General features: G+C 40.8%; 24 protein-coding genes. 11 read left to right on the top strand and 13 right to left on the bottom strand.

Annotated features, from left to right (window positions below; all coding sequences use genetic code 11):
• The first annotated feature begins 2 nt into the window (after positions 1-2).
• The 9 genes from scpB (at position 3) to BP549_RS10230 (ending at position 8,801) form a co-directional block, all read left to right on the top strand.
• A complete protein-coding gene (scpB, locus tag BP549_RS10270; protein ID WP_292380358.1) occupies positions 3-1,127 on the top strand; it encodes an SMC-Scp complex subunit ScpB in 1,125 nt (374 codons plus the stop codon).
• Positions 1,128-1,312: 185 nt separating this feature from the next.
• Positions 1,313-1,864, top strand: coding sequence for a TATA-box-binding protein (locus BP549_RS10265; protein WP_292380354.1), 552 nt, complete (start codon positions 1,313-1,315; stop codon positions 1,862-1,864).
• Positions 1,865-1,975: 111 nt separating this feature from the next.
• Positions 1,976-2,893, top strand: a complete 918-nt coding sequence (gene aglJ / locus BP549_RS10260) for an S-layer glycoprotein N-glycosyltransferase AglJ (RefSeq protein WP_292380801.1) — start codon at positions 1,976-1,978, stop codon at positions 2,891-2,893.
• A gap of 464 nt (positions 2,894-3,357) precedes the next feature.
• The gene (locus BP549_RS10255) at positions 3,358-3,672 is read left to right on the top strand and encodes a hypothetical protein (protein WP_292376419.1); all 315 of its coding nucleotides are present in this window, start codon (positions 3,358-3,360) and stop codon (positions 3,670-3,672) included.
• Between the two features lie 407 nt (positions 3,673-4,079).
• Positions 4,080-4,373 carry a hypothetical protein gene (locus tag BP549_RS10250; protein ID WP_292380353.1) on the top strand — a complete coding sequence of 98 codons (294 nt, stop codon included), beginning with the start codon at positions 4,080-4,082 and terminating at the stop codon, positions 4,371-4,373.
• Positions 4,374-4,386: 13 nt separating this feature from the next.
• Positions 4,387-5,196, top strand: coding sequence for a hypothetical protein (locus tag BP549_RS10245; protein WP_292380350.1), 810 nt, complete (start codon positions 4,387-4,389; stop codon positions 5,194-5,196).
• A gap of 641 nt (positions 5,197-5,837) precedes the next feature.
• Entirely contained in the window at positions 5,838-7,124 is a 1,287-nt protein-coding gene (gene thiC / locus BP549_RS10240; RefSeq protein WP_292376413.1) for a phosphomethylpyrimidine synthase ThiC, read from the top strand.
• Between the two features lie 303 nt (positions 7,125-7,427).
• The gene (locus BP549_RS10235; RefSeq protein ID WP_292380348.1) at positions 7,428-8,066 is read left to right on the top strand and encodes a M3 family metallopeptidase; all 639 of its coding nucleotides are present in this window, start codon (positions 7,428-7,430) and stop codon (positions 8,064-8,066) included.
• A 240-nt stretch (positions 8,067-8,306) separates the two neighbouring features.
• On the top strand, positions 8,307-8,801 hold the full coding sequence (locus BP549_RS10230) for a methylated-DNA--[protein]-cysteine S-methyltransferase (RefSeq protein ID WP_292380800.1): 495 nt from the start codon (positions 8,307-8,309) through the stop codon (positions 8,799-8,801).
• Between the two features lie 347 nt (positions 8,802-9,148).
• Here the strand turns inward: BP549_RS10230 and BP549_RS10225 are convergent, their stop codons facing one another.
• Positions 9,149-9,694, bottom strand: coding sequence for a DUF1616 domain-containing protein (locus BP549_RS10225; RefSeq protein ID WP_292380797.1), 546 nt, complete (start codon positions 9,692-9,694; stop codon positions 9,149-9,151).
• An 89-nt stretch (positions 9,695-9,783) separates the two neighbouring features.
• Here BP549_RS10225 and BP549_RS10220 point away from each other — a divergent pair, with 89 nt between their 5' ends.
• Entirely contained in the window at positions 9,784-10,572 is a 789-nt protein-coding gene (locus tag BP549_RS10220; RefSeq protein ID WP_292380346.1) for an SAM hydrolase/SAM-dependent halogenase family protein, read from the top strand.
• Between the two features lie 113 nt (positions 10,573-10,685).
• Complete coding sequence (locus BP549_RS15895; protein ID WP_394339077.1) at positions 10,686-10,793, top strand: HEAT repeat domain-containing protein; 108 nt, start codon at positions 10,686-10,688, stop codon at positions 10,791-10,793.
• 15 nt (positions 10,794-10,808) lie between these two features.
• Here BP549_RS15895 and BP549_RS10215 read toward each other — a convergent pair whose 3' ends face one another.
• The 12 genes from BP549_RS10215 to BP549_RS10160 all read right to left on the bottom strand — a co-directional run bounded on the left by BP549_RS10215 (position 10,809) and on the right by BP549_RS10160 (position 21,726).
• Positions 10,809-10,997: a YHS domain-containing protein gene (locus BP549_RS10215; protein WP_292380344.1), complete on the bottom strand. Its 189-nt coding sequence runs from the start codon at positions 10,995-10,997 to the stop codon at positions 10,809-10,811.
• Between the two features lie 547 nt (positions 10,998-11,544).
• The gene (locus BP549_RS10210) at positions 11,545-12,537 is read right to left on the bottom strand and encodes a radical SAM protein (protein WP_292380341.1); all 993 of its coding nucleotides are present in this window, start codon (positions 12,535-12,537) and stop codon (positions 11,545-11,547) included.
• Positions 12,538-12,819: 282 nt separating this feature from the next.
• Positions 12,820-13,146, bottom strand: a complete 327-nt coding sequence (locus BP549_RS10205) for a hypothetical protein (RefSeq protein WP_292380339.1) — start codon at positions 13,144-13,146, stop codon at positions 12,820-12,822.
• A gap of 1,066 nt (positions 13,147-14,212) precedes the next feature.
• A complete protein-coding gene (gene rpl12p, locus BP549_RS10200) occupies positions 14,213-14,527 on the bottom strand; it encodes a 50S ribosomal protein P1 (protein WP_292376787.1) in 315 nt (104 codons plus the stop codon).
• A 36-nt stretch (positions 14,528-14,563) separates the two neighbouring features.
• Positions 14,564-15,601 (bottom strand): 50S ribosomal protein L10, encoded by a 1,038-nt coding sequence (locus BP549_RS10195; protein ID WP_292380337.1) that lies wholly within the window; start codon positions 15,599-15,601, stop codon positions 14,564-14,566.
• A complete protein-coding gene (locus BP549_RS10190; protein ID WP_292376396.1) occupies positions 15,602-16,243 on the bottom strand; it encodes a 50S ribosomal protein L1 in 642 nt (213 codons plus the stop codon).
• Positions 16,244-16,486: 243 nt separating this feature from the next.
• On the bottom strand, positions 16,487-16,972 hold the full coding sequence (locus BP549_RS10185) for a 50S ribosomal protein L11 (protein ID WP_292376394.1): 486 nt from the start codon (positions 16,970-16,972) through the stop codon (positions 16,487-16,489).
• Positions 16,973-17,093: 121 nt separating this feature from the next.
• Positions 17,094-17,552, bottom strand: coding sequence for a transcription elongation factor Spt5 (locus BP549_RS10180; protein ID WP_292376393.1), 459 nt, complete (start codon positions 17,550-17,552; stop codon positions 17,094-17,096).
• Positions 17,549-17,764 carry a protein translocase SEC61 complex subunit gamma gene (locus BP549_RS10175; protein ID WP_292376391.1) on the bottom strand — a complete coding sequence of 72 codons (216 nt, stop codon included), beginning with the start codon at positions 17,762-17,764 and terminating at the stop codon, positions 17,549-17,551. Before BP549_RS10175 ends, BP549_RS10180 begins: the two co-directional genes overlap by 4 nt.
• Positions 17,765-18,180: 416 nt before the next feature.
• The gene (ftsZ, locus tag BP549_RS10170; protein WP_292376389.1) at positions 18,181-19,308 is read right to left on the bottom strand and encodes a cell division protein FtsZ; all 1,128 of its coding nucleotides are present in this window, start codon (positions 19,306-19,308) and stop codon (positions 18,181-18,183) included.
• A gap of 347 nt (positions 19,309-19,655) precedes the next feature.
• Positions 19,656-20,240 carry a DUF99 family protein gene (locus tag BP549_RS10165; RefSeq protein ID WP_292380334.1) on the bottom strand — a complete coding sequence of 195 codons (585 nt, stop codon included), beginning with the start codon at positions 20,238-20,240 and terminating at the stop codon, positions 19,656-19,658.
• A 190-nt stretch (positions 20,241-20,430) separates the two neighbouring features.
• Positions 20,431-21,726, bottom strand: a complete 1,296-nt coding sequence (locus BP549_RS10160) for a proteasome-activating nucleotidase (RefSeq protein ID WP_292376385.1) — start codon at positions 21,724-21,726, stop codon at positions 20,431-20,433.
• Between the last annotated feature and the right edge of the window lie 46 nt (positions 21,727-21,772).

The following is a 21,772-nucleotide window of genomic DNA, read 5'->3' as shown; positions in this document are numbered from 1 at the left end:
TTATGAGTGAGCTTGAGATCATCGAAGCCGCGCTTTTTGCTGCTGGTAGGGCAGTAAGCCTCGAAAAGCTTACGAAAATCACAGGAAAACCCAAGAAAGCCGTTCTTTCGGCAATACAGATATTGACAGAGGCTTATTCTTCCCGAGGATCCAGTATAGAGATTCTTGATCTTGGGGAGCGATATGTCATGCAGGTCAAGCCTGAATACTCTGAGCTTATGCGGGAAGTTGCTCCAAAAGAGCTTTCAGCCCCGAAACTTCGTACTCTTTCTATGATTGCCTATCACCAGCCCCTGCTCCAGTCAGACCTTATTGATATGAGAGGAAGCGGAGCTTACGACCATATAAAGGACCTTATAGAACGAGGCTTTGTAGAATCCGTGCCTTGTGGGAGAAGCAGGCAGCTTTCCACAACCCCTCTTTTTGCAGATTATTTCGGACTTAAAAGAAATGATCCGAGTGCCATAAAAGAGAAAATCCTTGAACTTTTGAAATCTCAGGGCGAGCAGAGTGAAATCAATCTCTGGATAGGAAAGAAGACCATTGCAGTAACTCCCATGTACGAATCTCTTATGAATATGTGCGGGATCAGGGAATACTTCGTAGTAAATGCCTACTCACCCTCAAAGGAAGAAATCTCCCACCTGCTTGAGGCAGATGTGGTCGTGATTTCAGCCGGGTACGCCGATAATGTACGGCATTATTGCGATGGAGAAATCCTTGAGATGCATTCAACAACTTTTGAAGACCTCATAGAAGCAATCGCCCTACTCGCTGAAGAACTTCCTGATGAAGTGGACCTCAAAATAGTGGAGAACAGTATTAAGAAAATTAACGATACTAGGGAGAGATATACTTCTTCTGCTGTTCTTATTGAGAAAAAGGTAAAACCGGCAACTGAAATGGTTTCAAGAATCGTAAACGACCTTTCTCTTGGAATTTCCGCAGATGGAGTCCTTATCGCACCTGACTATGGTATTTCAAAAAGCGGGGTTAAAATCGAAAAAGGAGCTCAGATCCTGATACCCACTCACCGTAGTGTTGAGGGTGACCTTCTCCAGAGAGTCTGTGTAAAGTATGATTCTATTCTTGAAGGTCTCAAGAAGTTCGAAAACTCTGGTTCCTGAAATGATAAATAGCTTCCTTTTATATATTTAATTTTTTTTGAATCACGGGCGCCTTTAATTTAAGTTTTTCTGTCGTATTTATATCCTATATATAGTGTATTTATATAGGATACTGGGTATTTAACTATAGCCTTATATACTGGTTAGAGAATATTACCTTTGCTTTATATACTGAGGGTTGACTAATGAGCGAATCTAGCATCAAGATCGAAAATGTGGTTGCATCCACCAAACTCGCTGAAGAATTCGACTTAAATGATATCGAATCCAAGTTCGAAGGGGCCGAGTATAACAAGCAGAAGTTCCCCGGACTCGTTTACAGGGTTTCAGATCCTAAAGCTGCATTCCTGGTCTTTACTTCCGGTAAGGTTGTCTGTACTGGGGCCAAAAATGTTAACGATGTACATACAGTCATAGGTAATATGGCTAAAAAGCTGAACAGTATCGGGATTAAGACCATTGAGAACCCCCAGATTACTGTCCAGAACATTGTTGCTTCCGCAGATCTGCATACTATTTTGAACCTTAATGCAATTGCAATAGGGCTTGGACTCGAAAACATTGAATATGAGCCTGAGCAATTCCCTGGCCTTGTATACAGAATTGATGAACCCAAAGTAGTTGTGCTTATTTTCAGCTCCGGAAAACTGGTAGTTACAGGCGGCAAGACCCCTGAAGATTGTGAAAGGGGTGTCGAAGTCGTCCGTCAGCAGCTTGACAACATGGGGCTTTTATAATAACCCTCAATATATTTTATACCCTTTTCTGGAAATAAATGATTTATACGATTTTACAATAAAATGGATTCTGTGACGCGAGTAGAGGTCCCGGCAAGGATATGTGGAAGCGTGAACAGTGCAGATGTTTGTATTCTTATTCCCACCCTGAACGAAGCTGCAACAATAGGGCAGCTTATCAAGGACTTCAGGCAAGAAGGCTTTTCCAACATTCTGGTAATTGATGGGAATAGTAAGGATGGTACAGGGCAAATTGCAGCAGCTGAAGGCACAAAAGTTGTCATGCAGACCGGAAAAGGTAAAGGGCAGGCAATGATTCAGGCTTTCAGACTTATAGAAAGCCCATATGTAGTAATGGTAGATGGCGATGGCACATATCTTGCCCGAGAGGCACGTTCCCTTCTCAAGCCTGTGCTGGAAGGCCGAGTAGACCACGTTATAGGCAACCGGCTGGAGAATTACTCCCCTGGAGCTTTTACGAAGCTCAATCTTGTGGGCAACCGTCTGATAAATATGTTTTTTGACGTTGCATATGGCGTGAAATTAAAAGATATTCTCTCAGGTTACCGTGCATTCACGCTCGAGAGTGTAAAGGAACTCGAACTTAATAAGACAGGTTTCGAAATCGAGACCGAAATCTCTGTGGAATGTATTCTTAAAAAGCAGAGGGTCGAAGAAGTCCCTATTACTTACCTGCCGAGAAGTAAAAAAGGTGCAACCAAACTAAATCCGGTAAAAGACGGATTTAGGATTGGGTCTACAATCTACAATCTTGCAAAATTACATAATCCAATGTTTTACTTTGGAATTATAGGGTTCATCTTAATCATGGCAGGTTTGTTCACAGGAACCTTTGTTGTAGTCGAGTGGTTCCGGGGAATCGATCATATCCCGCTTACCATTCTTACAACTCTGCTGATCATATTCGGCCTTCAGATGTTTATCTTCGGGACTTTGAGTGATTTCGTATTAACTCTCCATAGGCAAACAGTCCAGTTAATTATGGAAATGAATAAACAGAAAAAATAAGAGAATTTTATTCTTTCAACCTATATTTTTTTAAATTCTTAGTTACTTCTTTAGAATTTAGAAACTATTATAATAGCCTATAGTATCAATTGTACTAATGATTTCTCTATTACTTTCTGAAAATATGATATGTATTATGCTAGTTTCAAAATTATTGTTTAATCTATATATTGTGTGATTTATAAATTTGCTTCCTGTTTTCCTCTTTTAGAAAGCGTACAGCTTACACTTTCAATAGGTTAACTCGAAATCTAAAGCTTAGGTAAGAAACAGCCGGCAGTGATTATCCTATAAGTAAGTTCTGTCTAAAATTCTAATCGATTTTTGTTTTCCTATTTCAGGTCTGTAAATTTCCTTCTCTCTAAGATTGTTAGAGAGTTTGGTCAAAACATAACCTTTCAAAGCCGATCTGAACTCCATATGCCCGGACGCAAGAAAATCATAGACTTGTAAGTACTTAAGGCTTGCTTGATCCTGCTTCTGGAGTAAAGAAACTAGGTAAAGATATGATAATAAAGAAGAAACTTGGACTAAGAGTATTGATTTTGGCAATGCTGCTGGTAAGCATAGCGTTTGTGCCAGCAGCGAGTGCCGAAAAATTAACTGAAAAGACAAATGATACAGCGGTTGATGAAATAGACTATAGTGTCCCAGAGCCAGAACCGATTATAACACTGAATATAATACTTAAATTTCCTTATTGGTACTTACTCAAGGCAGATGAAAAGTCAGCAAAAAATTTTCTTTGGTTATATTGGCAATTGCTATGTTTCCAATGAAGAAAAAATAAAATGAAAAAGACAATCTCAAACTGCAAGTAATTACGGCAACGGCGGTGAACTTCAAACAGGTGATCCGCTTTCATCCATGCGAGAGTTGACCAAATCATTACATATCAGTGTCATTAAGGCTCAAAAAGCTTGCGAAGATTTGCGAAGATTTGCAAAGGGATGGATTTACAGGAACTATGGCGGGACGCGGCTGTTTTGAATGGCATATAAAAAGTCGTCATTTGGCAGACTCTATTTTGAGGTCTAATGATATGAAACATAATCAAATAGCGGCTTTGGAATAGGAGATTTTCATGTATGCCAACGAATATGAAGTACTTTGGAATAATTCAATGTCATTACAGTATCCACTTGCAAGTGTCGAAATTGTACCGTAATTCTGAGAGGTAAATAAAATGCTACTAGTCATACAATTTGACATTGACGCGGATATTATAGATGTTCCGCAAACAATAATAGAAAATGCTGGACATTATCAAGATCAATTTCACAAATGGCTTTCCAACAAGGCTGTCAACCATTCATACTGGTTTTATAAAGACGGCAAGAAGTATGGTTTGATTTTTCGTTCCGATGCATTTGTAGAATGGTTGAATAAGTATCCACTAAAAGAAAATAGTCAAAAAGCAAAGATTGTATCACAACATTCGAGTGAGTATGAAAAAGCCTTGCCGATTTTGTTCTTTTGAGGGAGTAATAAACATGACGAAAAAAGATCGCTATTTTATTGCTATATTTTTTATTATTCTTGTGGGAATCATTCCCGTGAGCATTTTTCTTCACTCAGGTTATATGGATTTAATAGATTGGAGAGACAGAGGTCAACGATATAATTGTGGATATAGTGTCAGTGTAGGGGGCCTTTCCGGAAGAGATGTACTGGGACCCACCATAATAATGGTTCCGATTCCTGCAACAAAAGAAGGCAGATTTTTTACTCCCCCAGCTCAAAAAGACCCTTGTTTTACTCAGAAGCTGATGCACGAAATCAACAATTGGCCTGAACAATACCGCAAAGGTCCCTATTTTGAAAATGCAACTGAAATCTTTGACAACAAAACAACACCAGAAGGGTGGACAACCTTCATTGCAGAAACTGAGAAAGGATATATGCTTGGATTCAGGACAAATGAATCCGTGCTCCAGGATATTTCTTTTAGTGCAAATTTTGTTGCAGACTATTTTGATATTTTTGATCCTATAAGTAACAAAAGTCCAATATTATTCCCAGTTGAAAATATTTCGAATATTTCTGTAATCCCTTATGGAGAATACACCAGGTATGCCTCAAATCCGACTTATGACAGTTATGTCTATGTAAGTGAATGTAGACAAGGAGCACCGATATATTTCCACATCCGTTTGGAAGCAAATAATGACCCTGGGGAGTGGCCCAAAGAATACAGGGGCCAGTACCTGAACGAAATAAAAAAAACTACTAGTGGCACAGGCTTTTTAAAAGTAAAGGGCACTCTGGGACAGGAATTTTATTTTATGGCAATACCTAAATAAGTCTAGAATATTAACTATAAAATTCCTAATTATGTTAATGAAACTTCTTAACAGTAACAAAACTGGGTGTTCCTTATACTTCATTAATAAAATTTATAATATTAATTAAATGTTTTTGTGGAGTTCAAGCAAACTTTCCAGACCATTTGAACTCCACAACTAGGAGTAAATAAATGATTTTTTGGGATGATACAAGTATTAAATATGCATAGAAACTATGCAAATTTAGTTATGACGACGTTTGTCAATGGATTTGCCAATAGATAATAGTTCAAAAGAGTAAACTAATTTTTGAATATAGAAAATTGAGGTCTTGTTTTTCTCCCGTTAGAATCTATATTATGCCTGATTTTACTATAAATCTGCCTTCTTCAATTTTCAATTTAAAACAATTTTTCTTGTCTTTTACTCAAAAGGAGTTTGGCATCAATTTATAATATATTTATTTTAATCATATGTTTCATATTTTTTCGATATCTATGGGCGTTGAAGTAAAGTAAACTTGAGTAAGGTTAAAGTTAATTTTTTAAAAAGTGTTATATATAATTACGCGCCTTTTATGATCTAACTCACACTTGCCTTAGTTCCAGATTGATCTTACAGACATATTTACAGGTAACATAAAGTTTGAGGTTAGTAATATGACAATAGTGGAAGATGCACAGAAAGGGATTATTACTGAAGAAATGAAGATCGTTGCAAAGGATGAAGGACTTGACCCTGAATTCATCCGTCGTGGTGTAGCAGCCGGAAGAATTGTTATTCCAACCTCTCCATACAGACAGGTAAAGATCTGCGGTATAGGAGAAGGGCTCAGGACTAAGGTCAATGCATCCATCGGTGTATCTTCAGACATTGTTGATGCAGACATGGAAGTTAAAAAAGCACAGGCTGCCGAAGCCGCAGGTGCAGACACCCTTATGGAGCTCGGAACCGGTGGAGACTTCCTTGCAATCAGGAAAAAAGTTATTGACAGCATTTCTCTTTCAGTTGGTTCAGTGCCTCTTTACCAAGCTTTCATTGAAGCTGCAAGAAAATACGGTTCAATTGTAGACATGACCGAAGAGGAGCTCTTCAAGGCAACTGAAGACCAGGCAAAACTTGGAACCAACTTCATGGCAATCCACACCGGAATCAATAATATCACTATGGACCGGCTTAAAGCCCACGGCAGGTACGGCGGTCTCTGCTCCCGTGGTGGCGCATTCATGACTTCTTGGATGCTTCACAACGAAAAGGAAAATCCTCTTTATGAGCACTTTGATTACCTCATTGAAATCCTCAAGGAACATGAAGTAGTCCTCTCCACCGGAAACGGAATGCGTGCAGGTGCAATCCACGATGCAACTGACCGTGCCCAGATCCAGGAATTAATTATTAACTCCGAACTGGCTGAGAAAGCCCATAAGCAGGGTTTACAGGTAATTGTCGAAGGTCCTGGTCACGTCCCATTAGACCAGATTTCAACCAACGTAAAGCTCATGAAAGAAATGAGCGGTCACAAGCCCTTCTACATGCTCGGTCCACTTGTAACTGACATCGCACCAGGTTACGACCATATCGTAACTGCAATCGGAGCATCGGTTTCTGCCTCATATGGCTGTGACTTCCTCTGCTATGTAACTCCTGCGGAACACCTCGCTCTTCCAAACCTTGAAGATGTCATCACAGGAGTCAAAACCTCAAAGATTGCAGCTCACGTAGGAGACATGATAAAGTACCCAGACAGGGCAAGAGAACAGGATCTTGCTATGGGTAGAGCTAGAAGAGAACTTGACTGGGAAAAGATGTACTCCCTTGCAATCGACCCTGAACATGCAAGAGAAGTCAGGAACAGCAGATCTCCCGAAGATTCTGACGCCTGCACAATGTGCGGTAACTTCTGCGCTCTGAAGATCGTCAACCAGAATTACAACCTCGCAAAATAAGCAGGTATAGTAAATCACAGAGTAAGGCCCTCAGGCTTTACTTATCTAATTCTTTTTAAACCACTTTTCGTGCTTTTTCTCACTCGTGTGGCTTTTTCTTTCTTCATTTGATTTTTTTTCTCCATTTCTTTTTACTTTCTTTTTCAGTAACATATTTTTCGTATTATTTATATATTTTAACTGTTATTCTCTAATGTAAGTTTTTGTAACTCTGGCAGATTAAATCGATATCTTTTTACATTATTGCCTTAAAAATGTCAAAAATTATTTTTATTCGTTAACTGTTCAGGCCCGATTTATGAAATGGAGATCCCTTCCACTTTCAACGAAGAACTTTTTGTTGATTACGTGGTTCAAAATTCCGATAAAGAAACCGCAATTAATGTTCTCTCCCAGCATATAGGAGAATACCAGAACTACTCTACTCGCCAGCCTATGATTACGGAATTTGAATATAAAGCACATCAATTCTGCGCTGAAAACGGAACAGCCAGCGGAGCAGACCTCAATTTAATCTGGACAAACCTCTCTAAAGAGTATGGGGGCGACTCAATTGAATTCTACGATGAGGATTCTGCGGAATGGGCTTATATTAACCATATTTACTTAACAAACAATTACTATACCTTCAACTACGCGGTCTCAAAGGCAATAACTCTCTCCCTTTTCAAACAGTACAGGGAAGATCCCGAAATTTTCAACAAAAACTACATTGCGTACCTCTCTGCATGTACAACGATTCCGCCTGAAGAAAAACTCAAGAAATATTTCGGAATTGAAATTAACAGGCAGCTTTTTGAAGATGCAATGGACGTTGTTGAGTTGAGGATTCAGGAACTCAATGAACTGGAAGCAGAGATGAGTGCAAATGATTCTTATTCTGCTGCAAAAAATCTAAATACTTCTGGATTTTTCTGGATAGGTGAATCTAAAAACAAATGAACTTGAATACTTTAGGTAAAACACTTTTAATGTTCAGATAAAACGCTTGATGGTGTTCACGGGCACTTAAGTGCCCTTAACCTTCAATTTCTTTTCTTTTTTCGGGAGAACATTTATCTCCAGCTGTTTTCCAGTTATTACAATTCTATCCTGCCCAGCAGGCTTCCTTTTGCTGGAATTGAATAGGCATTTCTACCAGAAAAGATAAAACTACATGCAACGCTACTGGAGATGGATAAGATGTACTACGATATAATAGAATCCCCAATTGGGCCCATTCTTCTGGCAGGGAATAAAGAAGGACTAAAACATCTTATTTTCCTGAAAGGCGAGAAGAAAGTGAAAATCCCTGAAGACTGGATAGAAAATAAAGAGTTCTTCAGGGAGGCTGCCAGGCAGCTTGAAGCTTATTTTTCTGGGGAACTCGAATCCTTTGATCTTAAGCTGGCTCCCGAGGGAACGGATTTTCAAAAGTCTGTCTGGAAGGCTTTATGCGAAATCCCTTATGGGGAGACCAGAACTTATAAAGAAATAGCTGTATCTATCGGAAAGCCCAGGGCTTATAGAGCTGTAGGGCTTGCAAATAACCGAAATCCAATCGCGATAATTATTCCCTGCCACAGGGTCATAGGCACAGATGGAAAGCTTACGGGTTATGCCAGTGGACTGGATATAAAGGAATTTTTATTAAAACTTGAAGAAAAAATTGAAGAAAATAAGTGGCAAGTGACCTAAAAAGTGACTTAAATTGACCATATCCTGAGATCTCAATGATGTTATTTTCATCGCTTATTGTCATTTTTCTGTAACCTATCTATTATTCTCAAACCATATTATTCTCATAAAATAGCGCATGATAAAAGGTTTTTCAGGTTTTTTCAGGCTGTTCAGGGCTGTTTCAGGAAATATCATGTCTTTTCCCGAAATCAATCTCTTTGCCTGCGTAAAATGTGGAACAGGGCTATGTGTCCTCCGATTTCGCTGAAACAAGAAGCTAACCTTTCTTTTTTATGGATTTCGAAGTTTTAAATTTCAGCTTTCTTGAGAAGGCAGAGTTCGATGCTGAATCTCAGCTCAGTTGCTTATGTCGCCGTTAACGGAGTTGAAGTATTCTTCGAGAGATTCTGCGTTGTTACATTTATCCATAGATTCAGGTTCCTGTAAGGTACGCTGATATTATCTTCAAATGTGTTCTTTTCGTCTTCATTATAGAGCAAAAATGCAAGCCTCATGTCCGTTCCCTTAAAGGGAGGAGTTATAGTAACAGTTTTCTCCAGTGTCTCGTTGTTTTCGAGGTATACGTTTTTCCAATCAGCCGGCAAAGGCAGAGGCGTTTCTTCGAGCGTGACTTCCATCGTATAGTTTACGGGCTTCTGCTCATGGTTTACAATTCCCACAATTAGGGTTCCATTCTCCCCGAGTATATATTCAGTAGGATAGTTCTCAGCTCTCCCTTCAGGTCCCAAAATATAGAATTCGGTAGAAGGTTCCTGTAGAGACTTTACTATCGGTCCAGCGTTCATTTTTTCCTCGCATCCTAATGCAAGAAGAGCTAGGCTTAAGATAATTAGTATGAATAATATTTTATTATATTTCATTTTCTTCATGCTTCTTCTATTTTTCTCTATATTTCCAATGTCAACATGTACTCTCTCACATCTTAATATAATTTCCCAACCTTGTATATTATAAAATAGAAAAAAGCCTAGTGATAGTTATGCCCTTAATTTCCTTGACTACCGATTTTGGAGACCTTTATCCCGCAGCCATGAAAGCCGTTATTCTGGGAATAAACCCGACGGTACAGATTATCGATATAACCCATTCCATCCGGCAGGCCGGAATCCGGGAAGGGGCTTTTGCGCTCTATTCTCTTGTTCGGTATTTCCCACAGGGAACCGTGCATATTGGCGTTATCGATCCCGGAGTCGGGACTTCTCGCCGTGCTCTTGCCATAAAAGCAGGCCGTGCAGGAGAAGAACAGTTTTTTATCGGCCCTGACAACGGGCTCCTGATCCCTGCAGCTCGCTGCCTTGGCGAAATGGAAGTCTACGAAATCACAAATTCTGAACTTATGCTCAAATCAGGAATTTCCGCAACTTTCCATGGCAGGGATATTTTTGCGCCTACAGGAGCTCACCTTTCAAAAGGCACGCCTATCAAGGCTGTAGGCCCGGAAATCTCGGATTTTGTTGACCTTGATTTCGAAAATTTCGGAATTGATGGTCCCTTCCTTGTAGGTGAGGTTATTTTTGCAGACAACTTCGGAAATATAATCACTAATATCCCGGAAGAAGTGGTTTTAAAATTCTCTACTTTTGGCTCGCAGATAGAAGTAAATGGCAGAAGGATTTCTTTTGTTCAGACCTATGGTTTTGTCAAGCCAGAGGAACCCCTTGCCCTTATAGGCAGTCATGGCTTTCTGGAAATTGCAGTAAATAAAGGAAATGCTTCACGTCAGTTCGGGCTTAAAAATGGGGATGAGGTTGCAATAAAAATAATGTAAAAAGCTTGCAGATCACTTCTGGAAGATGTAGAAGTCTTCATCTTTTCATTCAGGCAGTGGGTAATAGTAACCCCAGGTCAAACGATATGCTGAAAAGACTGTCTCAAAAATAGGTGATCAAAAAGCAACAACTCTCCCTTGTCAAAAACATAAATGATCCTGATCCTGAAGTCAGGTGGGCTACGGTTGAAGCTTTAAGGATGCTGAATAAACAGAACTAGGTAAAAGAGAAGCCTTTATACCTTAGCTTCCTTGCTATGAAAGCTGACGTACTTTTCCGGGTCATCTTGGAATCTCTTCATGCATTCATACGAACAAAAATAATAAGTTCTTCCCTTGTAGTCACTTTTGTATGTAACATCTCTTTCTGTAACATCCATATTACATATAGGATCTAACCGTGTTCCACTCCCTTTCATTTTCATGATTTTTCCTCCATTGGTCCGATTCTATTAATTTTCTCCTGATACAAGGTAAGGTTCCTGTCAGCAAATAGGGAAAGAGTAATAACGGGAGGATAGAACCAAATTAGTTCACAGCAAAAGAAGTTTTATGCCTTATGGATTTTTCCCAAAGGAGAATTCTTATCTTTCTTGAATATTTGTATCTTTATAGCTGCGAAGGTATTTTGATTCTCTCAAAGCCGAAAGACCGGTAGCTCTTCACACTCTCCCAGAACTGTGTTTTTCACTAGTTGCTGCAAATAAACCCAAATAACTGATTATTACTATAATATTTAGCAATTTTTATATAATTCTTTTTGGTAGCGTTCCTTTTCATGCTCCCATAAGCCTCTAGATTCAAGGCACGAAGGTCTTGAAACCATAAAATTAAAAAACGTTTTGTAGGCATTTTGATTTGCCCAGTTTTCACAAAAAGTATGCCTACAAAGGTTTAGTCCACTTGAGCGAACGAAACGAGCGAAAAGGGCACCATCCCCCCGGACGGGACTCGGGTGGCGGAACTCGGGCGTTACATCCACTCATAATGCATCAGAACTTCAGGGTTAAAGCTTTGCATTAAACTGTTTTCCGCATATCCAAAAAAGAGACATCCCTGGCAATTTTTGACAATTTCCTTTCTATGCTCTTCCGAGTTTTCCCAGACGCTCTGAAAGCCATCCCAGATAACGTTTCCAAGGGGTTCATTCTGCACACGACAGGTTTCGAGGGTGCCGTCATGCGTCACATTCATAATAATCCCGCTGGCTCTGCACCTGTAGTCCATTTCCTCGTCCCTGACCATTTTGAGGTACGTTATTGAATTAATTATCGGGTAGCGTTGCTTCTTAAGCTCGATTATTCGGTCAACGGTATTGCGGAATTTTTCCATATCACGGATTCCGATTTCGTTCCAGATCTCCTCACTGATTCCTGGAAACTCGTGGACAGGCTCGAAGGAAACCTTTACACGTAGTTTTTTTGCAAGCAAAATAAGGGTCTCGATGTCGTCCAGGTTTTTCCCTGTAAGTACGCAGTTCATCAGGATTGGGTTCTTCTTTTTCTGGAGTTTTCTAACCTCTATAGCTCTTTTTAAACCCTTCAGCAGGGTTTCGAAGTCCATCTTGCGGATTTCTTTATAACTCTCTACCCCGTCCACGGAAACTGAAAGATAGTCCACATCTCTTAGTTCTTCTGCCCTCTCGTAGAGCAGTTTTCCATTTGTGACCATAGAAGTGATTAGTCCGATTTTTTTGGCATGTGCCATAATCTGGGGCAGATCTTTCCGAAGGAGTGGCTCTACGGTCCAGGCATTATAAACTCCGATTCCGAATTCTCTCGCATCATCTAATAATTTGAAAATCTCTTCTCTAGTTGGCTCTTCTCCGGTTTTCTTCCAGTACTCACAGAATTTGCAGCGCATATTGCAGCGGGCATTTACACCGTGGGAGAGAACAAAAGGACGCTTTCTTACTCGGATCTGCCAGAGCGCTCTCGAAGCCAGGATGGGGTCAAATCGGGACATAGAAATCTCTTATCTATTTTTTTGCAGAAGACTGCTTATTATTCATTATCTTTTCTATTATAACCTTTTTTTGGAGAGATAGTTTGTAACACATTTTTTCAACTCCATCTAGCTTACTGACTTATGAGCCAAAGCTCGCGGATAATTTGTAAACCATTTAATACCTAGAGAGTGACCAGATATGATATCAAAGTAAGCTAAGTCAAAGTTATTTGCCAAGAATCGTGTGAAAAATTCCTTGTAAATAAATAAAAACTGAGTTAACTGCTAATTTATTCATAACTAATTTTGAGTGAGCTTAACAGTTACCGGACTTAAAACGTTTCCAGGATTCCTGTATGTTATTGCTCTAACTAAAAAACACATTCCTATAACCGGCATCACAAAGCACCAATAAAATGCCTGAAAAGCGACAACAGCATCAAAAGTCGGCCCTCCTCTTGAAAGTGAATGTGAAAGTCCACTGAGCGTGAAGAAAAGGAGTAGCATCGAAAGCATACTTGCTACATATGAAACTGCAAGATATACATTCATCGAGTCAGGATGTCTATCCATAGATAAGAAGACCAGTGCCGAGAACGGAGATAGTAACGCCATAAATAGCATCACGAGTGTTTCTGCGATGCCGATCTGGTCACTAAGAAGTTCTCTACCACTATAAATAATCCAAAGATTTACGATAACCAGTATAAATAGAGAAATACATAATGGGACTGCCAGATACCATCTGGGTAGTACTTTTCTTGTTTCCACCAAAAAAAGAACGGAACCCAAAAATGAAATAATGCTCATTAAATTTATAAAACCAATAAAAGACAGATTTAATGTTGTTATCAATAAGTAGCGTATATAGCTTATTAACATTAGAGCCCAGTACATCATAAAGATAGCAGACATCAATGCCAGTGCGATTTTTATCCTCATTAAATCATCGCCATAAAATATAAAAATCGTGTGAAAATTGTTCACCCTATCAGGTCATAGAATTCGGTTATCGATCCTTCGTCTCCTGCTGCACTATCTACAACCCTCAGCCGCCAGTTGTGCACATTCTGGAGGCCTTTCACGTGTACTGTAAGCTGGAGGTTACTTCCTCCCTGATGGTCCCATATCTTCTTTTCTAAGTACGTGGATGATGATGGGTCCCACCGGCCTATCCATACTTCTTTAAAAAATTATTAATTTCAAAAGTTTCCCAAAGTATACGTAAATCTTACATATACTTGAGACAGTATTAACTTCAGAATATAAATTTTTTTCTACTGCCTGGGTTCAATTCAATAAATAAAAATAACAGGTTAGTTTCAAAATTTAAGCTTATAATCTTTTGAAAAGCATACCTTATTAGCTCTTTATTAGTTTCTTTGAATATTGGATTTTAGAAAATCAATCTTATTTTAATTAGGAAAATGACTCAAAAAATTTTAATGATTTGTAATAATATGAGTTTTGGTATCGATTCTCTAATGGCTCTATTATCGCTTTTAGCCTGAGCAGATTGTGTTTTTATAATCCAAACAAATTGGACATTATAACAGAGAATTGACTAGAAAAGATAAAGAATTCTATATTAAAATCAGCTAATTCTACGTTATTAAACTACTGCTAAAGTTTCTATTGAAAAAAAGAATGCTCGCCGTAGGGCGAGCTGTAGGTATCAAAGTTTTATTTGTGTTTATCCGAAGAGAGCACCGAGGCCGGCCATTCCGTCTTCTTCAGAGTGGTCCTCTTCCTCTTCTTTCTCTTCTTCAGCAGGAGCTTCTTCTGCTGCTGGGGCTGCGGCTGCTGGGGCTGCTGCGGCTGCTGGAGCTGCAAATGCTGCCTTTGCAATTGCTTCTTCGATGTCTACGCCTTCAAGGGCTGCGACAAGGGCCTTTACTCTAGCTTCGTTAACTTCGATACCTGCTGCCTGGAGAACGGCAGTGATTGCTTCTTCGGTAATTGCTTTACCAGCGTTGTGCAATAAGAGAGCTGCATATATATATTCCATCATTAATCACCTAAGTTTCAATTATCGTAAATTTGTTTATCCGAAAAGGGCACCGAGACCAGCCATTCCGTCTTCTTCGGAGTGGTCTTCTTCCTCTTCTTCCTCTTCTTCCTTTACTTCTTCTTTCTTCTCGGGTGCCTTGGCTGCTGCGGCTGCTGAGCTTGCGGCTGCTCCGAGAACTTCCCTCAGTTGGTCATCCACGGCATTTGCATCTTTGTCTGCGGCTTTGGATGCAACGGATGTCATTTGGACATGGGCTTTTGCCAGCAAGGCGTCCATGACTCCGGAATCAAACACGACAGCATTGACACCAAGGTTCTTTGATTCTGCAAAGGCTTTTGCCAGCAGGGTGCCGATTGTTGCGCTTGTCGGGTATGCAGTGTTGACAGAGAGATTGAAAGCGTTCTGAGCTGCTCTGATAATATCAGAGAAGTATTGGCTTTCGTCAATTGCAAGGAGTTCCGGCTCGTAAATTGTCCCATCGTCATAGGCGGCTCTTAAGTCCAGCCCTACAATGAGAGGGTATATCTCCAGCTTTGAAAGCATGGTTGCGAGCTTTTGCGGGACTGCCTCACCTGCTTTACAGACAACCTTCGTTTCCCTTACTGCAACTTTCCCTGCTTCTATTGCAGCGGGAATTCCTGCACTCTGGAGTTCTCCGAGAATCGGACCAGGTGGGAAACTGGTAGGTCCCTTCTGAACAATTATATCCACAGGAGCTATTGCGCCTCCTTTAATTGGAGAAGGGGTTTTTGTCTGTTCGAGCACTTTGTAAAGCTTGAAGGGACTTTCGTTAGTAAATACCAGAGCAGTCTGCTTGTCAAGGTATTTATTCATCTCGGGAATGCTTTCTCCAAGCTGGTTTAAAGCCCGCTCAGTAAGGGTGTTCCTTGAGACCTTGAGCACTGCAACGTCTTTAAGGTCCCGGCGAATCTTCTGGATCTTGGTTGCAAGAATGCCTTCAATCGCAACCATTCCGAAGACCTTATGGGACCGGATGAGCTCTTTTATATTCTCTATCTCATCTTTTTTCCATTCTGGGACGTGCTCCGTGTGATGTTTCTCCGCTGCCATTTACACCACCCTTTCGGATTTTCCCATAGTTGTCGTGACATAGACTGTTCTCAGGTTGTGCCTGCCCTTGTCCAGAACACGCTCCAGTCTGGACACTATAGTCTCAATGTTTTCGGCAAGGTCGTCGGGATTCATATTCCTTCGGCCTACAGGCACGTGGAAAGTGAGCTTGTCTTTTGACCTCAACCTAACCGCATTTTGTTTGCTCTGGATAAGTTCGCCTATGTCTTTGTTAGGTAAAAGCGGAATAGGCATTTTCCCTCTTGGTCCAAGAACAATACCCAGATTCTTACCAATTATTGGCATAAACTGGGTTTCTGCGATAAAAAGGTCATATTCGTTTGCAAGAGTCCTGGCTTGGTTTTTGTCAGCCGCCAGTTCATCGAGCTCAACATCAGAAATAACATACGCAGCACCGGCAGCCTTTGCTCTCAGGCCCACATCACCTTTTGCAAAAACACCGATCTTCAGTTCTTTTCCGAGCCCGTGAGGAAGAATTACTTCTTCATCGACTCTGTTCTTTGGTTGGTTCATGTCAAGATTCTTTAAGTTAATCGCCAAGTCTACGCTTTCCGAGAAATTGCGCTTTGGTGACTCTTCAAGTACTTTCTTGACAGCTTCCAGTATGCTTTTTTCTGCCATCTTGTTCCTCCCCGTAGTGTTTGAACTTACATGTCCAAGCAGCCTTTTCGGCTTACTACGGTTGGTCTTAGGGCTTTCCCATTAATCCGAATTCTGTTATTCTTAATAATAAGCCACTAATAACTGCCTTTTTTTATTTATTGCAATGATATATGCAAGGTTCTTGAGCTATTAGTCCTATCCAATTTAAAACTATTGGTGATAAGAAAAATCTCGGATTAATCAGTAAAGGGATGAGAAGGTTTACCACTCCTCACCGGCAAGCACATCATCGAACTTGCCCTGATCGAGTGCCTTCTGGCTGTCTTTAGCCTTAACCCCCTCTACGGTCACGCCCATAGGGACACAGGTGCCCATTACTTCTTTCATTGTTGCCTTGAGATCATAGGAAAGTACATCTTCCTTTTTCATGCGGGCAATCTTTGCAACTTGCGAAACGTTGAGGTTTCCAACAACTTCGCTTCCTGCATTTCCTGACCCTTTTTGAATCCCCAACTCTTTCATGATCAGGGACGCGGTAGGTGGAGTACCTACTTCGATCTCGACATTTTTCTTGTCGTCAACAATTACTTTTACAGGAACCTGCATACCGTTATAGTCCCTGGTTTTTTCATTGATCTTTTCGACCACTTCTTTTATATTGACCCCAAGCGGACCAAGCGCAGGACCTAAAGGTGGTCCAGGATTTGCTTTTCCTCCGGGGACAAGTGCTTCAACAATACTTGTCATCTGAGTCTCACCGGTTTTAATAAGTATAATGTTTGCAGATCTGTTTAGATCCACTTTGAGTACTGGTGATTGTATTTATTAATAAGCTGGAATTTTCGGTATTTTCCATCTCGCTGTGACTTCACTCATTCTCTTTTTTCAGTATCCTTACAGTATCGCCACGAATCGTGATGGGAATCGGAACCACAGCATCAAACAGCTCTACAGTAATTTCCTCATGGCTTTCATCAACCCTTTTAACCCGGGCTTTCTCGCCTTTAAAGGGTCCCGAAGTGACTTCAATTATTGCTCCTTCCTTGATCCCTGTCACTGTTGGTTTGGGTTTAAGGAAATGCTCTATTTCAGCAATTGAAGAGCTCCCTTTCACAAGAGCTCTCGCATGGGGAATAGTCTGGATTGCCAGTTCTACGATTCCGGATTTAGGAGCTTCGACTAGGACATATCCTTTTAGCTCATCAGGAGCCAGAATTGCCCTTATATCCAGCTTCTCTTTTTTCGAAACCCTGGCAAGGGCTGTTGCAACCGATCTTTCTTGGTTTGCCGTGGTTTTGATTACAAATATCTGGGAATCCTCACTCATTGAGCCACCCACTGGGGCAACATTGTCAACAGTACATATACTATAAATCCTATTGCTCCCACAGCCAGAATGCCAATACCTGCAACTTTGGCAATGGTCAAGAACTCTTCCCTGGACGGTTTTTTAGTAAGTTTCAGGACTCTCAGGTGTGCCCGGATTACCTGACCAACGCTTTCTGCAGTTATTTTCGGTTCAAACGTGGATTCTACCATCAATTCACATCCAGGTTTTCTTTATTTTATTCATCTTTCTTTAATTTTTGCCTAGAGTTCTTCCTATGGGTTTTCCATTTCCGAAATTCATACTTCTTAAACATAGAATTTCTGGATTTATTTTAAGGAAGGAACGGGCGGTTTATATTATTAATTCCTATTATATGAAGATATCACTGACACGACTCTTAAAACGTAAAAAGATTTCGATGCTGGATTTCTATTTGTTCCAAAGCGTTAATCGCGTCAGTAGAAATATTTCTTTTTTGATGTCGAATTGTATCGGCACCATACGGCATTTACCATAAAAATAGTTTTCGATTGGTTTTTATTCCTATCTCTTTTTTTATTTTAAAGAGAGGAAAACAGTACTTTTCTCCAATCGATGATTTCAATCCCTTTTGTCTCAGGTATAATCACTCTACAAAATCAATTCCATATTTATAGGTAATATCTTTGTCATTTCCATGACCATAAATCTGGGCAGATGTTACTCCTGTAACCACGATCATGGTACGTACGGTCTGTTCGAGGTCAGGATCAACCTGTGCACCCCAGATCAGGCGGGCGTTTGCGTCTATCCGGCTGTAAACTTCCTGAACGACAGACTCAGCTTCCGAAATTGTCATGTCAGGGCCTCCAACCACATTAACAAGAGCAGAGGTCGCACCTGATATATCTACATCAAGAAGAGGGCTACGCAGTGCTTTTTGTACGGATTCGACAGCTTTGTTTTCTCCGTCGGACTCTCCAAGCCCTATCATTGCAACGCCTCCGTTCTGCATAACAGTTCGAATATCTGCAAAGTCGAGGTTTACAAGTCCGGGTTTTGTGATCAGCTCGGTTATGCCCTTTACGGCTCTCATAAGAACTTCATCTGAGACTTTAAAGGCGGCCTGGAGCGGGAGTCTCGGAACTACTTCGATCAACTTATCGTTGGGAACTACTATCACTGTGTCTGCGACATCTCTCAGGCGTTCAAGTCCGGCTTCTGCATTGGTTCTGCGTACATGACCTTCCACACTGAAGGGTAGGGTAACGACTGCGATTGTAAGGGCTCCTGCATCTCTAGCGGCCTCAGCGACTATAGGTGCTGATCCCGTGCCTGTTCCTCCTCCGAGGCCTGCGGTAATAAAGACCATGTCAGAGCCTTCGACAACTTTATTAATTTCATCGATACTCTCGACTGCAGCATCTTCTCCGATCTGGGGGAGACTGCCAGCTCCAAGTCCACGGGTTTTCTTTTTCCCGATAAGAATCTTTTTACCGGAGCGGATATGAAGAAGGTGCTGGGCATCGGTATTCAAGGCAACGAGGTCCGCTCCCTGTATTCCTTCACCCATCATGCGCTGGATGCTGTTTGAGCCACCGCCTCCGCAACCTACCACTTTGATAGTTGTTTTAAGGCTTCTGAGGATCTCTTCGAGTTCAGAATCAACATCTGAATCTATTACGTTAGAGTAATCTAAATTTGAGTACTCTCTCTGCCCGGCGCGTCCTTCCAGGGCAGATCGAGCAAGGGCTTCTTCCACAATGGATCTCATGCTACTGTTTTCCTCCATTCTATGGGGTAATTTTTATGACTAGTAGTAAAGAATAAATGTATTTTTAGAGGGAACACATGTATTTTAACCATCACATATACAGTTTTCAATTTAATAGTTTTCCTGTTCCAGTCTTTAAACTTATACTGTATTTATTTAATAATTTTATCAAATTTTTCTATTTTCCTACTTAGCCTTAGGTTTTCTATAGATAATTATGATCCGGTTTTATTACTATACTTATTCTTTATCTTTTTTATTTTCTTTAACTAAAATGTTTATTTTTTATTATTTTATTTTTCTGAAGCCGTCTCTGTATTTTTACCTTTCTCTTTATTAGAGCACAATTATGCTTTTCCTTTAGACTCTCCCAGGATAATACCTGTCGCAATCAGATGCGCAACCCTCAAAGGTTCAGGAATATTGCTTCTGATCGATGTGAGCCGGATAATCTTTTTTACAGTCTCCAGGCCTATGCCTGCTCTCTGGACATAAATGGGACTTTTTTCACCTGAGATTTTTTCTACTTTCCCTGCTCTCTTTATTATTGCCCAGCGCTCTTCTCCATCCGGAAAATATTTAAGGGCGGATTTGATTTTCTCAAAATCCGGATAGGTCCGCATAACTACAACTACAGGGATTCCGGTTTCCCTGTAAAGCATCTGTATATTGACGACGTTAAAGCCTCCATAGGTGATTCCGTTGAGAATAACTACTCTTATTTGGCCGTAATGTTTACTTTTCTTTATCATTTTGCAGATAACATCAGTAGCATCAAGCCCGTCTTTTGTAATCTCTGAACGAAGGACACCGTCAATCCAGTCTCCTCCTCGAAAAACAGTCCCTACTATCATCACCTTTTCACTGAGGAGCGCAGAATCATCTATACCTAGAATTCGAATTTCTGGCTTGATATGAAAATCTGAATCCACGGTACTTTTTACGTCTGGATTACAAAAATAGTTTGTCGGGTTTACCTTACAGGCTTTCCAATGAAAGCCCCTTTCCCAAAAAATCCTCAATTTTCCTGCAAAAAACTTGAGCTCTCAAGTCAAAGTAAAAAAAGCCGAAGATAAAAATGAGCCCCTGAAGGGCTTTTCATTAGGTTTAACAGTGATTTTTTTACACAAACATAGTTTCAGGAAGACTGGCAGGCATCATCTTCTGTGTATCTGCAGCTATAGATACCTTCTCGACCGCCTCGAGGAAATCTTCCATCTCAACCAGTTCCTTGTCTTTCCTCACCGCAAACATACCTGCTTCAGTGGCGATTGCCTTCAGGTCTGCTCCACTCATTCCTTCGGTAGCTTTTGCAAGCCTTTTAAAGTCGATGTCTCCTGCAAGAGTCATTCTCTCACAGTGGATTTTGAAAATCTTTCCTCTGGCTTCTACCCCGGGCATTGGGACATGGACAAGCCTGTCAAAACGACCTGGTCTCAGAATTGCCGGATCAAGGACATCAGGACGGTTTGTTGCTGCAATAATCCTGATATTTCTTCTTTTATCAAAGCCATCCATCTCTGCCAGCAACTGCATGAGCGTCCTCTGAACCTCACGGTCTGCTCCAGTCGTTTCATTCAAACGCCTTGCAGCAATCGAGTCCAACTCATCAATGAAAATAATACTCGGAGCTTTTTTCCGGGCCATCTCGAAGATTTCTCTTACGAGTTTGGAACCGTCCCCAATATATTTCTGCACGAGCTCAGAACCTACAACTCTAATAAAGGTTGCATTAGTTCTGTGAGCCACAGCTTTCGCAAGCAGAGTTTTTCCTGTTCCCGGAAGCCCATAAAGAAGCACTCCCTTCGGAGGCTCAATACCTATCCGGGCAAATCTTTCCGGCTCGATGAGAGGAAGCTCGACTGCTTCCTGAAGTTCCTGAATCTGCTCATCGAGACCGCCGATCTGGTCATAGTCCACTTCTACGCTTTCGAGGACTTCCATTGCAGCAACAAAAGGCTCTTCCGTTGAAGGAATAACCTCGGCAATGGCAAGCGTATGCTGGTTAAGGGCAACCTTTGCCCCTGGCAGCAGTTTTTTCTCATCAATATATTGTGAGACGTTAACCAAAAACTGAGGTCCGTTGCTGCTCCGGACAATTATTCTATCATTCTTAATCACATCAATGACCGTACCAATGATGAGCGGAGAGGTCTTCATCCGATCGAGTTCAGACTGCAGCTTTCTTATTTCCCGTTCATATTTTATCTTCTGGTTTTCCAGATAACGTTTTTCGGATTCAATCTGGCTGCACTGCTCTTCCAGATAACTGTTTCGGCTTTCAAGTTGCCTCATTCGGTCCTGGACGCTTTCAGTTACTTCCCCCAGCTCTCCAGGCTCGATTCCGTCATACACAGGTCCGGGCTTACCAAGGTGACTGCGCATGCTTTCATCCTTACTTCTGGTACTTTCCGTCATGGAGCTCCGAATAATATTTAAGTTCATACCGTATATAGCGTTTTCG

Source organism: Methanosarcina sp. UBA289 (genome assembly GCA_002496565.1).
Lineage (GTDB): Archaea > Halobacteriota > Methanosarcinia > Methanosarcinales > Methanosarcinaceae > Methanosarcina.
Note: the sequence above shows the minus strand (reverse complement) of the source record. Positions and strands in the feature narration are given on the sequence as shown.